The organism is Amygdalobacter indicium, from assembly GCF_029101545.1.
GTDB lineage: Bacteria > Bacillota > Clostridia > Saccharofermentanales > Fastidiosipilaceae > Amygdalobacter > Amygdalobacter indicium.
Genome location: NZ_CP118866.1, coordinates 1,112,388 through 1,124,627 on the forward strand (window position 1 = coordinate 1,112,388; position 12,240 = coordinate 1,124,627).

General features: G+C 43.6%; 10 protein-coding genes. 1 reads left to right on the top strand and 9 read right to left on the bottom strand.

Going from position 1 to position 12,240, the window contains the following annotated elements:
• Nucleotides 1-28: 28 nt before the first annotated feature.
• From PYS60_RS04680 to rny, 5 genes are all read right to left on the bottom strand, one after another.
• Nucleotides 29-1,060 (bottom strand): YidC/Oxa1 family membrane protein insertase, encoded by a 1,032-nt coding sequence (locus PYS60_RS04680; protein ID WP_315568069.1) that lies wholly within the window; start codon nt 1,058-1,060, stop codon nt 29-31.
• Nucleotides 1,061-1,083: 23 nt separating this feature from the next.
• Nucleotides 1,084-1,461, bottom strand: a complete 378-nt coding sequence (gene rnpA, locus PYS60_RS04685; RefSeq protein ID WP_315568070.1) for a ribonuclease P protein component — start codon at nt 1,459-1,461, stop codon at nt 1,084-1,086.
• 72 nt (nt 1,462-1,533) lie between these two features.
• Nucleotides 1,534-1,671, bottom strand: a complete 138-nt coding sequence (rpmH, locus tag PYS60_RS04690) for a 50S ribosomal protein L34 (RefSeq protein ID WP_315568072.1) — start codon at nt 1,669-1,671, stop codon at nt 1,534-1,536.
• 169 nt (nt 1,672-1,840) lie between these two features.
• Nucleotides 1,841-3,292 carry an APC family permease gene (locus PYS60_RS04695; protein WP_390866516.1) on the bottom strand — a complete coding sequence of 484 codons (1,452 nt, stop codon included), beginning with the start codon at nt 3,290-3,292 and terminating at the stop codon, nt 1,841-1,843.
• A gap of 276 nt (nt 3,293-3,568) precedes the next feature.
• Complete coding sequence (gene rny, locus PYS60_RS04700; RefSeq protein ID WP_390866517.1) at nt 3,569-5,125, bottom strand: ribonuclease Y; 1,557 nt, start codon at nt 5,123-5,125, stop codon at nt 3,569-3,571.
• A gap of 247 nt (nt 5,126-5,372) precedes the next feature.
• On the opposite strand from rny, the gene PYS60_RS04705 reads away from it, so the two are divergent.
• Nucleotides 5,373-6,773 carry a pseudouridine synthase gene (locus tag PYS60_RS04705; RefSeq protein ID WP_315568074.1) on the top strand — a complete coding sequence of 467 codons (1,401 nt, stop codon included), beginning with the start codon at nt 5,373-5,375 and terminating at the stop codon, nt 6,771-6,773.
• Nucleotides 6,774-6,789: 16 nt separating this feature from the next.
• Here PYS60_RS04705 and PYS60_RS04710 read toward each other — a convergent pair whose 3' ends face one another.
• The 4 genes from PYS60_RS04710 to dxs form a co-directional block, all read right to left on the bottom strand.
• Nucleotides 6,790-8,586: a DNA repair protein RecN gene (locus PYS60_RS04710; RefSeq protein WP_315568077.1), complete on the bottom strand. Its 1,797-nt coding sequence runs from the start codon at nt 8,584-8,586 to the stop codon at nt 6,790-6,792.
• A 1-nt stretch (nt 8,587) separates the two neighbouring features.
• Entirely contained in the window at nt 8,588-9,058 is a 471-nt protein-coding gene (locus PYS60_RS04715; RefSeq protein ID WP_315568078.1) for an arginine repressor, read from the bottom strand.
• Between the two features lie 10 nt (nt 9,059-9,068).
• Nucleotides 9,069-9,980, bottom strand: a complete 912-nt coding sequence (locus PYS60_RS04720; RefSeq protein WP_315568080.1) for an NAD(+)/NADH kinase — start codon at nt 9,978-9,980, stop codon at nt 9,069-9,071.
• Between the two features lie 110 nt (nt 9,981-10,090).
• On the bottom strand, nt 10,091-12,238 hold the full coding sequence (gene dxs, locus PYS60_RS04725; protein ID WP_315568082.1) for a 1-deoxy-D-xylulose-5-phosphate synthase: 2,148 nt from the start codon (nt 12,236-12,238) through the stop codon (nt 10,091-10,093).
• Between the last annotated feature and the right edge of the window lie 2 nt (nt 12,239-12,240).

Genomic DNA, 12,240 nt, shown 5'->3' on the forward strand with positions numbered 1-12,240 from the left:
TCCTTTATTAGGACTACCTAAAATAAATTTACTTTTTTAACTTATGTAACTCCGCTTTCACTTCATCTCTGGTTTTCAAAGATGTGCTGTCGGCTTGAGCCATTAAACGCTCATACGGGCGCGTATAAATTATGTAGAACAAATACGTTTGCAACATCATCATCAGGTTACCGACAATCCAGTATAAGGTCATAGCCGTCGGCATCCACATGGAAAACATCAGCATCATCAGCGGCATTGTAATCAAAAGCGAACGATTCATAGTATTGGCGGTGTTATTCTCGGCGGAACGTGCCGGATTGACCTTGGCCAAATCATTGGCTTCTTTGGTCTTAGCCATCATCGGATTCAGGCGTTGAGAGAGAATTTGCGGAAAAATAGAAGTTATCAAGTTCAAAAGGACAATGATCAGAATAGGCAGCCAAACTTTGCTGTCCGGTCCGAAGTAGACTGTTATATCCCACTTGGGAATCAAGCCCAGATCAATTCCGAAGAAATTCAGACTGATTAAATCCTGCGTTTTCATTAAGCCCTGATTGACCAAATCGGCTAAAACAGCCGGACTGTTATGCAAGGCATTAATCAATCCAATATTATCTGTCTCAATATTTTTAGCCACAGCTTCCGTAATCAAACCTTTTGTGGCTACGAAATCAGCAATTTTATGCAGAGAATCTATGGAAATGGAGCTGAGATAGGTAAACGGGGCAATAACGACACGATAAATCGGCCACATCAATAAAATGCTCAAGAACATAAAGCCCATACCGCCGGTCATGGAAACTCCGTTTTCTTTGTACAAATTCATCATTTCCTGCTGGTAACGCATTTTATCTTTGCCGCAACTGCGCTGCAATTCCGCCAACTTGGGTTGTAAGGCTCGTTGGCGCAAAGAATTCTTGTGTTGTTTGACATTAAAAGGCATCAACAATATACGGACAGCTATACCGTAAATAAGAATAGCTATACCGTAGTTACCGGTAAGATTGTACAAGCCGCGCAAAACTGCACCGAAAAAGATATACAGCGGCTCCAATAGCAACGCTTGTGAAAGCATCATTCAAATTCTCCTTGTTACATAAACTAACGTCTAATTTTAGCATGAAGTGACAAATTTTGTAAGATAGCAGCTAAATCGGCGATATATTTTTCACTTGAAAATTTTTCCGCCCGATGTTTAGCCACCAGAACGATATCAATAGGTGCGGTAAATTGTTGTTTCAGCAAGTTAAAGTTAGCCTGATAAGCCAGACGCAAACGTCGCTTATAGTAGTTACGCCACACGGCATTGGGAGTTTGTTTGACGCAAGTGACGCCTAAGCGTACATCGCCGTATTTTTTCGGGAAAATATAACAATTCAAATATTTGCCGATATACAATTGTCCTTTTTTCATAGTTTTGGAAAAACTATAAGGAGCTTTCAAGCGATTGTTGCGGCGCAAACGAGCTAATGCCATCATTTCATCATCCTCATACTATAAAAAAAGGCTACCCCAAGCAGCCCTTTTTCACAAAATAGAAAACTAAAGTAATTACGCAGATAAGACTTTGCGTCCCTTCTGTCTGCGACGGCGCAAAACTTCACGGCCCGAAGCAGTTCTCATGCGTTTACGGAAACCATGTTCACGGCTTCTTTGTTTCTTTTTGGGTTGAAACGTTCTTTTACTCATCGAAGTTTCCTCCTTAATAAATTGCAAGCAGTAAGAATTTTAGCCTGTTTTACGACTATTGTCAAATTCACCTGCTTGTTATATGCGCTGTTTCCGCTGTCCCGGAACAAAAGGCTTAAGCTACAGGTAAACAGGCCGAGCTTAAGCCTCATATTTTAGTTAATAGCTGTCAATTTTGCAGCTTTTCCCGCTGCTTCTTGGCGATATAGGGCATAATCAGGCCTAAACCGATCAGAACGAAGGGCGTTAAAACATTCAGAATCATTATATAAATATTATTGTTATGCATACCCAAAATACAGAACAAGGCAGTAACGCCGAAGCACCAGGCGCCCAAAATCTTACCGATAAGAGCGTTTTTAGTCATAACATATTCCGCTTTCTGATTCAGCAGCCGTTTCAGACCGAAATAGGCCAGGAAGACCCACAAATAACGCAAAGGCATGCAAACGGAATTCAATTTAATCAGGAAACTTACCATGTCATTGACACCGCCGATACCGAAAAGAGGGATAATCAACAAAATTAAGACAATAATCGTAATCATTATTGTACCGTTGGTATAAGTGCCGTGTTTATTCTGTTTTTTCAAGTTCGCCGGTATGAATTGTTCATCGGAAGATTCAATCAAAATCCGCAAAGGTGCATCAATTGACAGGATCATAACGGCAAAATTGGTTATAGCAATCGACAAAGCATAAATTTTCACGAAAATATCACCCACACCGTACCAATTACCCAGTTGCTGGAAAGCTTGATAAGCGCCGTTGGTAACCATATCTTTCGGCGGATTTAAAGGATCGAACATCAAAGCTAAAGCAATGGTACCGATAACGGCACAGACTACAACCATTATTGTCATGAAAATTATACTCTTGGGGAAATCTTTACCCGGTTTGTCCATTTTATTGACATAAGGGGAAATTTTCTCACAACCTCCGACTGCAAAAATTAAAATAGAAAAGCTGGCAAAATAGCCGAAATTGAAGTCGGGAATGTAGGAAGCTAAATCTTGCGGGATGGCATTAACCGTAATTTCCGTGCCTCTGATCGCCGGCGCACTGACTGCCATCAAAATAAACATGAATGACAAAACTATACTGACCATGCCGGCAACGGAGCAGAAATGTTTGACCATTTTAACTCCGAATTGAGCAAAAGCAAGTACACAAAGAAAAATAATGATACAAACAATTTGCACATGAACAATATTGTACGTCGACAAACGCTTATCTCCATAAATCGCCCAACTGGCTGCAATTACGACATTAAGCGGTTTTTGGGAAATATAGGGCATATGAACTACCCAATAGGTCCAACCGGCATAATATGCCAGACGTTTGGAGAAAGTTTTTTCAATCCAGGCTGAAACGCCTGCTCCCGACTCTTTGAAAGTTGAACCCAACTCACCGACAATCAATGAATACGGAATGAAATAGAGTACAAATACTATTACCCAGCTTACAATGGATTTAACTCCGTTAAAGTAGGCATAACCGTTAACAACGTTACCGAAACCCCAAACGGTCATGAAAGCCATCAAAGTGATTGCTTTCCAGGTCATGTTGGTAGTTTCTTTGGTAAGCGGAACTTTAGTTACTTGGGAACTTGAAGTGTCCATAAAATCCTCCCTGCTGCATCTTAGCAAATTTTCTTGTCAAATTGACAAGAAATAAAGCTTTTTAGCTGCTCTATTTATACAAATTTTAGCATATTGACAATAATATTTGATTAATTAAAGATGTTTTTAGCTAATATGACAAATTTTTCCGCTATTTTCACCGCCCCAATCGAACTTAATTGTTTTTTACTCTGCTTAGGCCAATCACCCGCAGCGACGAACAGGCAAAAAAATCCCCCGCAGTTGCTGGAACTGCAGGGATTTTAGCGATTACATTTAACGCGCGTAATCAATCGCTCGTGTTTCACGAATCATGCTTACCTTTATTTGACCCGGATAAGCCAATTCTTCTTCGATCTTCTGACAAATCTCATGCGCCTTCAACGCCATCTCGGCATCGTCGACCAACTCGGGATTGACAATAACACGAATTTCACGTCCGGCCTGAATAGCGTAAGCTTTAGCCACGCCGTCAAAAGATTCCGTCAGCTTCTCCAACTTCTCAATTCTCTTGACATAAGTTTCCAAGTTCTCACGTCTTGCACCCGGTCTTGCCGCCGAAACGGCATCAGCCGCCATAACAAGAACCGCAATTTCACTCTTAGCTTCACAATCGCCGTGATGTGAGGCTATTGCGTTTACAACAACTTCCGGTTCCTTATATTTTTTCGCAATTTCAACGCCCAATTCAACATGTGTACCTTCAATTTCAAAGTCACATGACTTGCCTATATCATGCAATAAGCCCGCACGTTTCGCCATTTCACTGTCCAAGCCCAAATCAGCCGCCATCATCCCGGCAATCTTGGAAACTTCAATACAGTGTTGCAAAACGTTTTGACCGTAACTTGTACGATATTTCAAACGTCCCAAATAATGTCGCACTTCCGGTGCCATACCGATGATTCCCGTCTCAAAAGCAGCCTCATCACCCGCTTTGACAATCATCTGGTCTATCTCTTTGGTCGCTTTTTCAAACATTTCTTCAATCCTGGTCGGATGAATACGACCGTCCTGAATTAATTTTTCCAAAGTCATTTTGGCAATCTCGCGTCTAACCGGATTAAAGCAGGAAAGAACAACCGCTCCCGGTGTATCGTCAATTATGATATCAACACCCGTAACAGCCTCAAAAGCACGAATATTACGGCCCTCACGCCCGATAATACGTCCTTTCATCTCATCACTCGGCAAATCGACAACGGACACTGTAGTCTCGGAAACAAAGTCCGAGGCAAAACGTTGAATAGCCGTAACCACGATGGAACGGGCTTCCGCTTCCGCTTTTTCCTTCGTTTCATCTTCCATCCGCTTGTACATTATCGCCATATCGCGATAATAGCGTTTCTCGGCTATGCTGAGCACCTGCTGCTTGGCTTCTTCCAGACTGAGTGAAGCAACTTCCTGTAAAGCTACCTCTCTTTCGGCCTCCAAAGCCTGTAATTTCGCTTCTCTTTCGCTTAATTGTTTATCACGCGAATCAAGTTGAATCACCCTCTGCGCATTCTGTTCCAACTTACGATCAAGATTATTCTCTTTCTGCTCCAAACGGTTACGCTCTTTGCTGAAATTCTCTTTTTCACTGCGAATTTCCTGATCCAACTGCAATTTAGCCTTGTGTACTTCTTCCTTAACCTGCATGAGATAGTCACGTTTGACTTTCTCACCCTGGCGCTTAGCTTCTTCGATAATCTCATTTGCATTTCTGTTCGCTTCAGTTTCTTCTGCCTGTAAAGCTTGTCGAATCTTACTAAATTTCGAGTTAAAGAGGAAGTATGCTATTCCGAAGCCTACAATAAGGCCGACTGCAGCTATTAATAATATTTGCCACATTCTGAACACCTCCATATTCAATTGTCAAAGTTCATTTATTCTTACAATAAGTCATAAAGTTCCGCTGAAAACCTGCACGGAAATAAAATTCCCGTCCCGGCAAAGCGAAACAGTTTAATCAACTATCGCTTATAAAATAAAACAACAAAACTATGGTAATATAAAAAGACTTTTTATTCAACTGTAAACCTATAATTTACGTCACATAGGTCTTTAAATTTATGAGAATTATAAAGAGGTTCTATTTATGGTGTTGGAGCTTGTTTTTTCCGAAGCGGACAGCGGTTTACGTGCCGTCGATGCTTTACGCCGCCATTATAACTTTTCCAATCGGCGGATCAAGCAAATTAAATTTCACGGATATTTCAAATTAAATCAGCAAACTGAACTTCTTACAGTCACGGTCAAAGCCGGAGATGTTGCTGAGATTGTTGACGATATATCGGAGCTTAAGCCTTTAACGCTCAAAGAAGGTGCCGCACAATATGTTATTTTTCAAAATCGCTGGTTTGTCGCTTGTAATAAACCGGCCGGCATGTTGACTCATCCCAATTTTCATCAGCCGGAAAATTCATTAAGTAAAAAAATCAGCGACTCGGAAGTTCATTTAATTAATCGTTTGGACAAAGACAGCTCCGGACTTGTATTACTGGCAAGCAATGCTTACGCCCACGCGCTTTTTGCCGCTTTGCCGGAAGAAAAATATTATCTTACCTGTGTTTACGGGCGGGTGGAAGCTGTGAATGCGGGAGAAGAATTTTTGCCGAAAGATGCAATTTTACAAGTTGAAGAGATCCTCGCCTCCGGTTTGCTGCCTGAACTTGAAGGTGCTGCCCGAACGGCTTACATCGCTTATCCTATTTGTCGACGTGAAGGTTCAATTATAGAAAGAAGAATCAGCAGTGATAAAGGGAAAAATTGTCTAACTTTTTATCGTGTCCTCGGATATAATCCGGAAATTAATGTCTCCCTGCTGCTTTGCCGTATCGTTACCGGTCGTACGCACCAAATCCGTTTACACTGCTTAAGTATCGGTCATCCTTTGCTCGGAGAAACTCTGTACGATTTGAGGGCGCTGGCGGAAATGGCTAAGTTGCCGCTGGCTGAACGGCATGTATCTTTCAAAAAAGAAATAGGAGCGGAAGAACAGTTAAAATTGGATGAATTAAGGTTCAGCGACAATCCTTTAAGCACTTGTGCCTACCGCCGGCTTTTAAGCAATTTACTTGAGCTGCCACCTGCTGATCTTAGTAGCGCTGCTATTCTCACAGCGCCGCTATATCGGCAATATTGTGAATTGAATCAGCTTTGTCAACGTCAGTTTCTCCACTCCTGGTGCTTAAAATTCGCTGACCCTCTCCCGCAGGCGCAAACGCCGACTTCTGCCACCCCTGTAACCGCTTCTTATTGCCTCTTTGCCCCGCCGGCTGAAGATATGCAAAATTTTCTCAACTGCAATTTCCCGCAGCAGGCCGCCGCTTTGAACGCTTTTCAAAAGACTCATTTTCAAATCGCGCCTGCGGACGAAACGACAAATCTGCAAACTGTAACAGCGGCTGAAAGTCTCCGACAAAAAGCGCAGGACTTAGCTTTAAACGGCCGGCCGCTACCGGATTTAAAGCGCTACTATGAAAAATATAAATCCTGATTCATCTCGCTGCCGTCTACGCTTGGACCTGCAACGCGTCGTGTCTTAAAGCCTTGGCCAACTTGACAGCTTCCTGCATGTCGCTCTCGCCCGCCAACAAACGGGTCAGCTCGGCCACAATTTCACTTTCGTCCAGATGTTTTACACAACTTGCTGTAGTATTGGCCTCTCGGTCACTGCTTTTATATACCTGATATACATTATCCGCCTGTGCTACAATTGTCGCCTGGTGACTTATACAAATCACTTGATGCGTCCGGCTCAACTTTTTCAAAGCGCCGGCTACAGCTTGAGCAGCAGCCCCGGATATTCCTTGATCAATTTCATCAAACAGCAATAACGGAACTTTATAGATATCTGCCAAAATTACTTTCAGAGCCAGAAATATTCTTGAACTTTCGCCGCCGGAAGCAATTCTCGCCAAGGGCTTCAATTCTCCGCCCAAATTGGCTGCCAGCAGAAATTCCGCCCGATCATAACCGTCTGCCTGTAATTTATTGGCATCCGCCGTAATATTTACAGCAAAGCGTAAATCCGGTAAGGCTAATTCTCCTGCCACCTTGCAAACTGCTGCTTCCAATTTCCCGGCAGCTTGCCGACGTTTTTCGTGTAATTCTGCCGCTACAGCGCTCATCGTCGTCCATAATTCCGTCGTTTCTTCGACCAGTTTTATGCGGCTTTCTTCCGTATCGTTCAACAGCCGGATTTTTTCCTGCAATTTAACGCCGTAAGTACGAACTTCAGCCAAATTTCCGGTTTGAGGCGCATATTTTTCCACTAAACTCTGTAAAACGTTCAGGCGTTTGTCAATACGCATCACTTCCTGTTCGTTATACGGCAAGTTATGCAGATAATGCGTGATTTCCAGCTCCAGATTATTCATTTCTTCTGTTAAGCGACTGCATTCCTGACTTAAAGTTTGCAACTTCGGACTAATTTGTGCCGCTTTATCCAAAGCTTGCCGACAGCGTAAAAGTTCCTTGGCGATACTGCCGCTGTAAGAGTTTTCCGAGTCACCGCCGAAGTCCGAGTTCAAAGCTTGTTCGGCTGTCTGTAAATACTGCAGCAAGTTCTCCAATTGTTGATATTTTTGCCGGCGTTTATATAAATCGTCGATTTCAGAATCAGAAAAGTCCGCCTGTTCGATTTCATTCACTATGTCCTGCATCTTCCGTAAAGCACTTTCCCGTTTCGCCGGATCGGCTATCAGATGCTGCAGTGCTCTTTTTTTCTCCTGATAACAGCTGTACAGTTCCTGTAAACGGGTTTTTAAGTCCTTAACTTCCGGCCCGGCGTAATTATCCAGAAAAATAAGATGTTTGTTCGGATCGGCTAAATCCTGTTGCTCGTTCTGGCTGTGAATATCTGCAAGGTAAGTTCCCAATTTGCGCAAGTAGCTCAAATTCGTAAGTTCATTATTAATATAGATTCGATTCCGCATAGCGGCATTCAATTTCCGGGTAATAATTAACTCCGCCTCCGCAAAATCGCTTACAGTCGTCGAAGCTGCCGCTGTATCTGTCTCCATGTCCATGTCCGTGTCCGCAGCAGTGTCGGCGACGCAAAATTCCTGCAAAATCTCAGGCGGTAGATAACGCTCAACTTGCGTAAATTGCGCACTTACTTTCAACTCTTTATCTTTTCGGCCCAATAAATCGCTGCTCAGACGGCTGCCTGTAATCGCCTTGACCGCAGTCAGAAGTAAAGATTTGCCGGCTCCTGTTTCACCGCTGATGCAAGTCAGGCCCGGATAAAAATCGAGGCTGCAATTTTTAATTAAAGCAAGATTATCAACTTCCAAATGACTTAACATCTTACGCCTCCTTATCCGCCAGTAAATCGGCCCGCAAATAAGAAGTAATCGCCTCGGCATCCTTACGCTCGAAACACAACAGCCAAACCTGGTCGGCATCAGCTATGGCTCCGGCAATACCGCTTAATTGAATACGTAACAGATAATCTTTCATAATCCCGGCATATCCGGGCAAGAAATGTAAAACAATCAAACAATCTGCACTTATCACCCGCACGCAAACTGTCCGAAAAAGCAATTTGAGCGCCTGCAAATCCGTATTATCGGCAGGCGGCAAAGGTAAATTATATATTTGCCCGCCGGCGGCATCTCTGGTTTTACTGACCCCCATCTCCGCCAAGTCACGCGATAAAGTTACCTGGCTGATTACAACTCCGCTTTCCTTGAGCAGGTCAACTAATTGTTTCTGAGAACTTATATTGTTACATTGAATCAATTCTGCAATTTTTGCTTGCCGCACATATTTTCTCATGCTTTCCCCCTCAATGCGTCTTCAATTTTTCTTCTAAATCGGCCACAAAGCTGTCACTGCTGAAAGTGATGAGATTAACCGAATGAACGGAACGTTTAATATTCAAATTAACCGTCGGCGCAATCTCACCTACAACTTTACCGTCAATTACCAAGCACAAATTTTCTTTTTGATCTTGAGGAAAAGACAATTGCACTTCACCCGAGCTGTTGACAATATAGCTGCGATTATGCAACGTATGCGGGCAAATGGGGCTTATTTCCAACACTTCAGCCTGCGGATCGATAATTGCTCCGCCGGCAGCCAAAGCATAAGCAGTCGAGCCTGAAGGCGTACAGACAATAATTCCGTCAGCCGGAATTATATCGGCCAAAGTATGATTAACTTCCAAGCGGAACTTGGCAATACTGCTGACATTTTTCCGATTAAGCACCAGATCGTTGAAAACCGTATAAGTTTTCAACAGTTTATCGGCTTGAAAAACTTCACAATTAAGCAGCAAACGCGGGCTGAGTTCACATGCGCCCTTAATGATAGCCTGTAATTTTTCGGCGTAATCATACTGCGTCATTGCTGCCAAAAATCCCAAACGGCCCAATTTCAACCCGACTAAAGGTAAATTATGTTGTAAAGCTCGTCCGACTGTTTCCAAAAAAGTACCGTCACCGCCGACTGCAACATAAAAAGCGGCCGTCGGGAAAGCAAAAGGCAGATTGTCTTCTCGCCAAAATTGCGGCATGGACTCGTTGGTGAGCAAACGCGCGGTAATCTCTGTTAATGTTGTTGCATCTTTAGCATCCAGTATTACCCGTATTCCCTGCTCGGATAAAAAGCGGCTGAGTTTCACCGTATAAACCAAATCAGGATCTTTCACACTGTTAACGTAAAGAACAGCATACTCCGGTACTTGTAGTCTCAGCATTTCTACCTCCAATTATTTATTAGCGCCTTTACAAGCATAATCTGCAGTCTGTCGGCGCAAACGTCGAAGCTGTTTCCGCTTTACCCCGACACGACCCCGACACATAATAATTATACTTGTAATTCGCGGGCGATGCTCTCGCTGTCCAAGCCGTAATCGGCCAACAATTCCTCAACCTTGCCCTGTTCTATCACCTTCAAAGGTAAATTACGCAACAGAAGCGGACAATTATAATGACATACTGACGCCAAAGGCGAAGCACCGCAACTTTCTTCCAAAATAATAATTTTGCCGGCAGCCGCTAAAATTCGCTGCAAAGCACTTGCCGGTATCTGCATATCCCTGATGCAGCGGCTGTAATTAAAGCAATCGACAACTGTTACAGTTTGTTTGATACCCTGTGTATGCAGACGCCGCCATACAGCTTCTATCGCCGTTGCCGTCAGCCGACTTGAAGTCAGCACCACCACCGCACCTTCCTTTATCACCGGCGCAGCAGCCGCAATATCAAAGGAAGAAAGCAACAGATGTACATAATCACAGGAAAGTTCCACTAAATCCGCCTGTAATTCTTTACCGTTCTCCGGTAATTTGCAATCCTGAATCGCATAATCCTGCACTTCGAAACCTATCCCGTTGTTTAGCGGCGTAAACGTATAAACTGCAGCCGTTGTCCCCGTCAAGCTGTAATCTTCCACCTTCATATCCTCGTAAAAAGCAGCCGGCAAACAACAAAGCCCGCGATAATACCGCAAAGCCAGCGCTCTTTCCGATTCATTCCGCAAAGCTGCCGTCAAAAATGCCTTAAGAATATGCGGCTGGGAAACATTTATAATATCCAAATTAGGTAAAGAAGCTAAGAAAGGTAAACTATATATTCCCTGGTGAGTCGCCCCGTCTTCTCCTACCAGACCGGCCCGATCAATAGCCAAAATTAAAGGCAATTTCTGTAAACAGACATCATGCACGACAGCATCCAGTGCCCGTTGCAAAAAAGTGTCATAAATAGCGCAAACGGTTTTTATACCCTGACTTACCAAACCGGCGCCGTAACAAACAGCATGCTGTTCCGCAATTCCCACATCATAAAAACGCTGCGGATATCGGGCGGCAAAGTCATTCAATCCCGTTCCTTGCGCCATCGCTGCCGTTATACAGACAAAGTCGGCTTCAGTTGCCGCCTCCATTATTGTTTGCGAAAAAATGGCCGTAAAAGGCAGCGACTTGAGCGCATCTTGCCCGAATTTAACTGTTTTTGCTTTTAGCAGGGGCGTCGGCAAGCCTAACTCATTCTGTAACCTGTAATCATGCGCTTTGACGCCATGATAAGTTACCGGATCTTTGACCGCAAGCTCAAGTCCGTGCCCTTTTTCGGTCAAGACATGGAAAAGTGCCGCCTGTTTGAGCGTTTTCAAAGCCTGCAGGTTCGATTCGAGTAAATGATAATCATGTCCGTCTGTCGGGCCGTAATAACGGCAACCGTAACGCTCGCAAAAAAATTCTCTTTGCTGCCCCAATTTTGAACGTAAAAAAGCTTTCAAGCTCTTACCGCAACGTAAGAGGGCGCGACCGATTTTTCCTTTATTTTGTAAAGAAGTTTTCAGGCGCTGTTTCAAATTCAAATATTTACCGCTTAAGCGCAAACGGCTTAATTCTTTAGCCACGAAGCCAACGTTTTTATCGATGGACATAGCGTTGTCATTGAGAATAATCAACAAATTCGGCTCCAAAGTGGCAATATTGTTCAAAGCTTCCCACGCCATGCCGCCTGTTAAAGCGCCATCCCCGATAACAGCGATAACTTTGGCATCACTATGTTTAAGTTTGAGCGCCGCGGCCATACCTAAAGCAGCCGAAATTGAAGTTGTCGCATGTCCGGTAGCAAAATGATCATACGGGCTTTCTTGCGGCTTAGGGAAACCGGACAATCCGTTTTTCTCTCGTAAATTAGCAAAATCCAAAGCTCTACCGGTAAGAATTTTCCAAGCATAGCTTTGATGCCCGACATCCCAAATCAAACGATCCCGGCTGAAATCGAAAGTCCGCAGCAAAGCTACCGTTAACTCGACAACCCCTAAATTACTTGCCAAATGACCGCCGTGCAAAGCCACCTGCTCCGTAATAAAGTCACGCAATTCCCGACACAACTCGGAAATTTGCGTCTCGGAAAAGCAACGCAAATACTCCTGCTGCTGATTAACTGCCATAATCAAAGGATATCTTTTACCGACATAAGCGGCAAAATCCAGCTTATTCATAA

Excerpts from the sequence above, each read along its gene's own strand:
- PYS60_RS04680 (WP_315568069.1), bottom strand. The coding sequence starts at position 1,060 with ATGATGCTTTCACAAGCGTTGCTATTGGAGCCGCTGTATATCTTTTTC.
- rnpA (WP_315568070.1), bottom strand. The coding sequence starts at position 1,461 with ATGATGGCATTAGCTCGTTTGCGCCGCAACAATCGCTTGAAAGCTCCT.
- rpmH (WP_315568072.1), bottom strand. The coding sequence starts at position 1,671 with ATGAGTAAAAGAACGTTTCAACCCAAAAAGAAACAAAGAAGCCGTGAA.
- PYS60_RS04695 (WP_390866516.1), bottom strand. The coding sequence starts at position 3,292 with ATGGACACTTCAAGTTCCCAAGTAACTAAAGTTCCGCTTACCAAAGAA.
- rny (WP_390866517.1), bottom strand. The coding sequence starts at position 5,125 with ATGTGGCAAATATTATTAATAGCTGCAGTCGGCCTTATTGTAGGCTTC.
- PYS60_RS04705 (WP_315568074.1), top strand. The coding sequence starts at position 5,373 with ATGGTGTTGGAGCTTGTTTTTTCCGAAGCGGACAGCGGTTTACGTGCC.
- PYS60_RS04710 (WP_315568077.1), bottom strand. The coding sequence starts at position 8,586 with ATGTTAAGTCATTTGGAAGTTGATAATCTTGCTTTAATTAAAAATTGC.
- PYS60_RS04715 (WP_315568078.1), bottom strand. The coding sequence starts at position 9,058 with ATGAGAAAATATGTGCGGCAAGCAAAAATTGCAGAATTGATTCAATGT.
- PYS60_RS04720 (WP_315568080.1), bottom strand. The coding sequence starts at position 9,980 with ATGCTGAGACTACAAGTACCGGAGTATGCTGTTCTTTACGTTAACAGT.
- dxs (WP_315568082.1), bottom strand. The coding sequence starts at position 12,238 with ATGAATAAGCTGGATTTTGCCGCTTATGTCGGTAAAAGATATCCTTTG.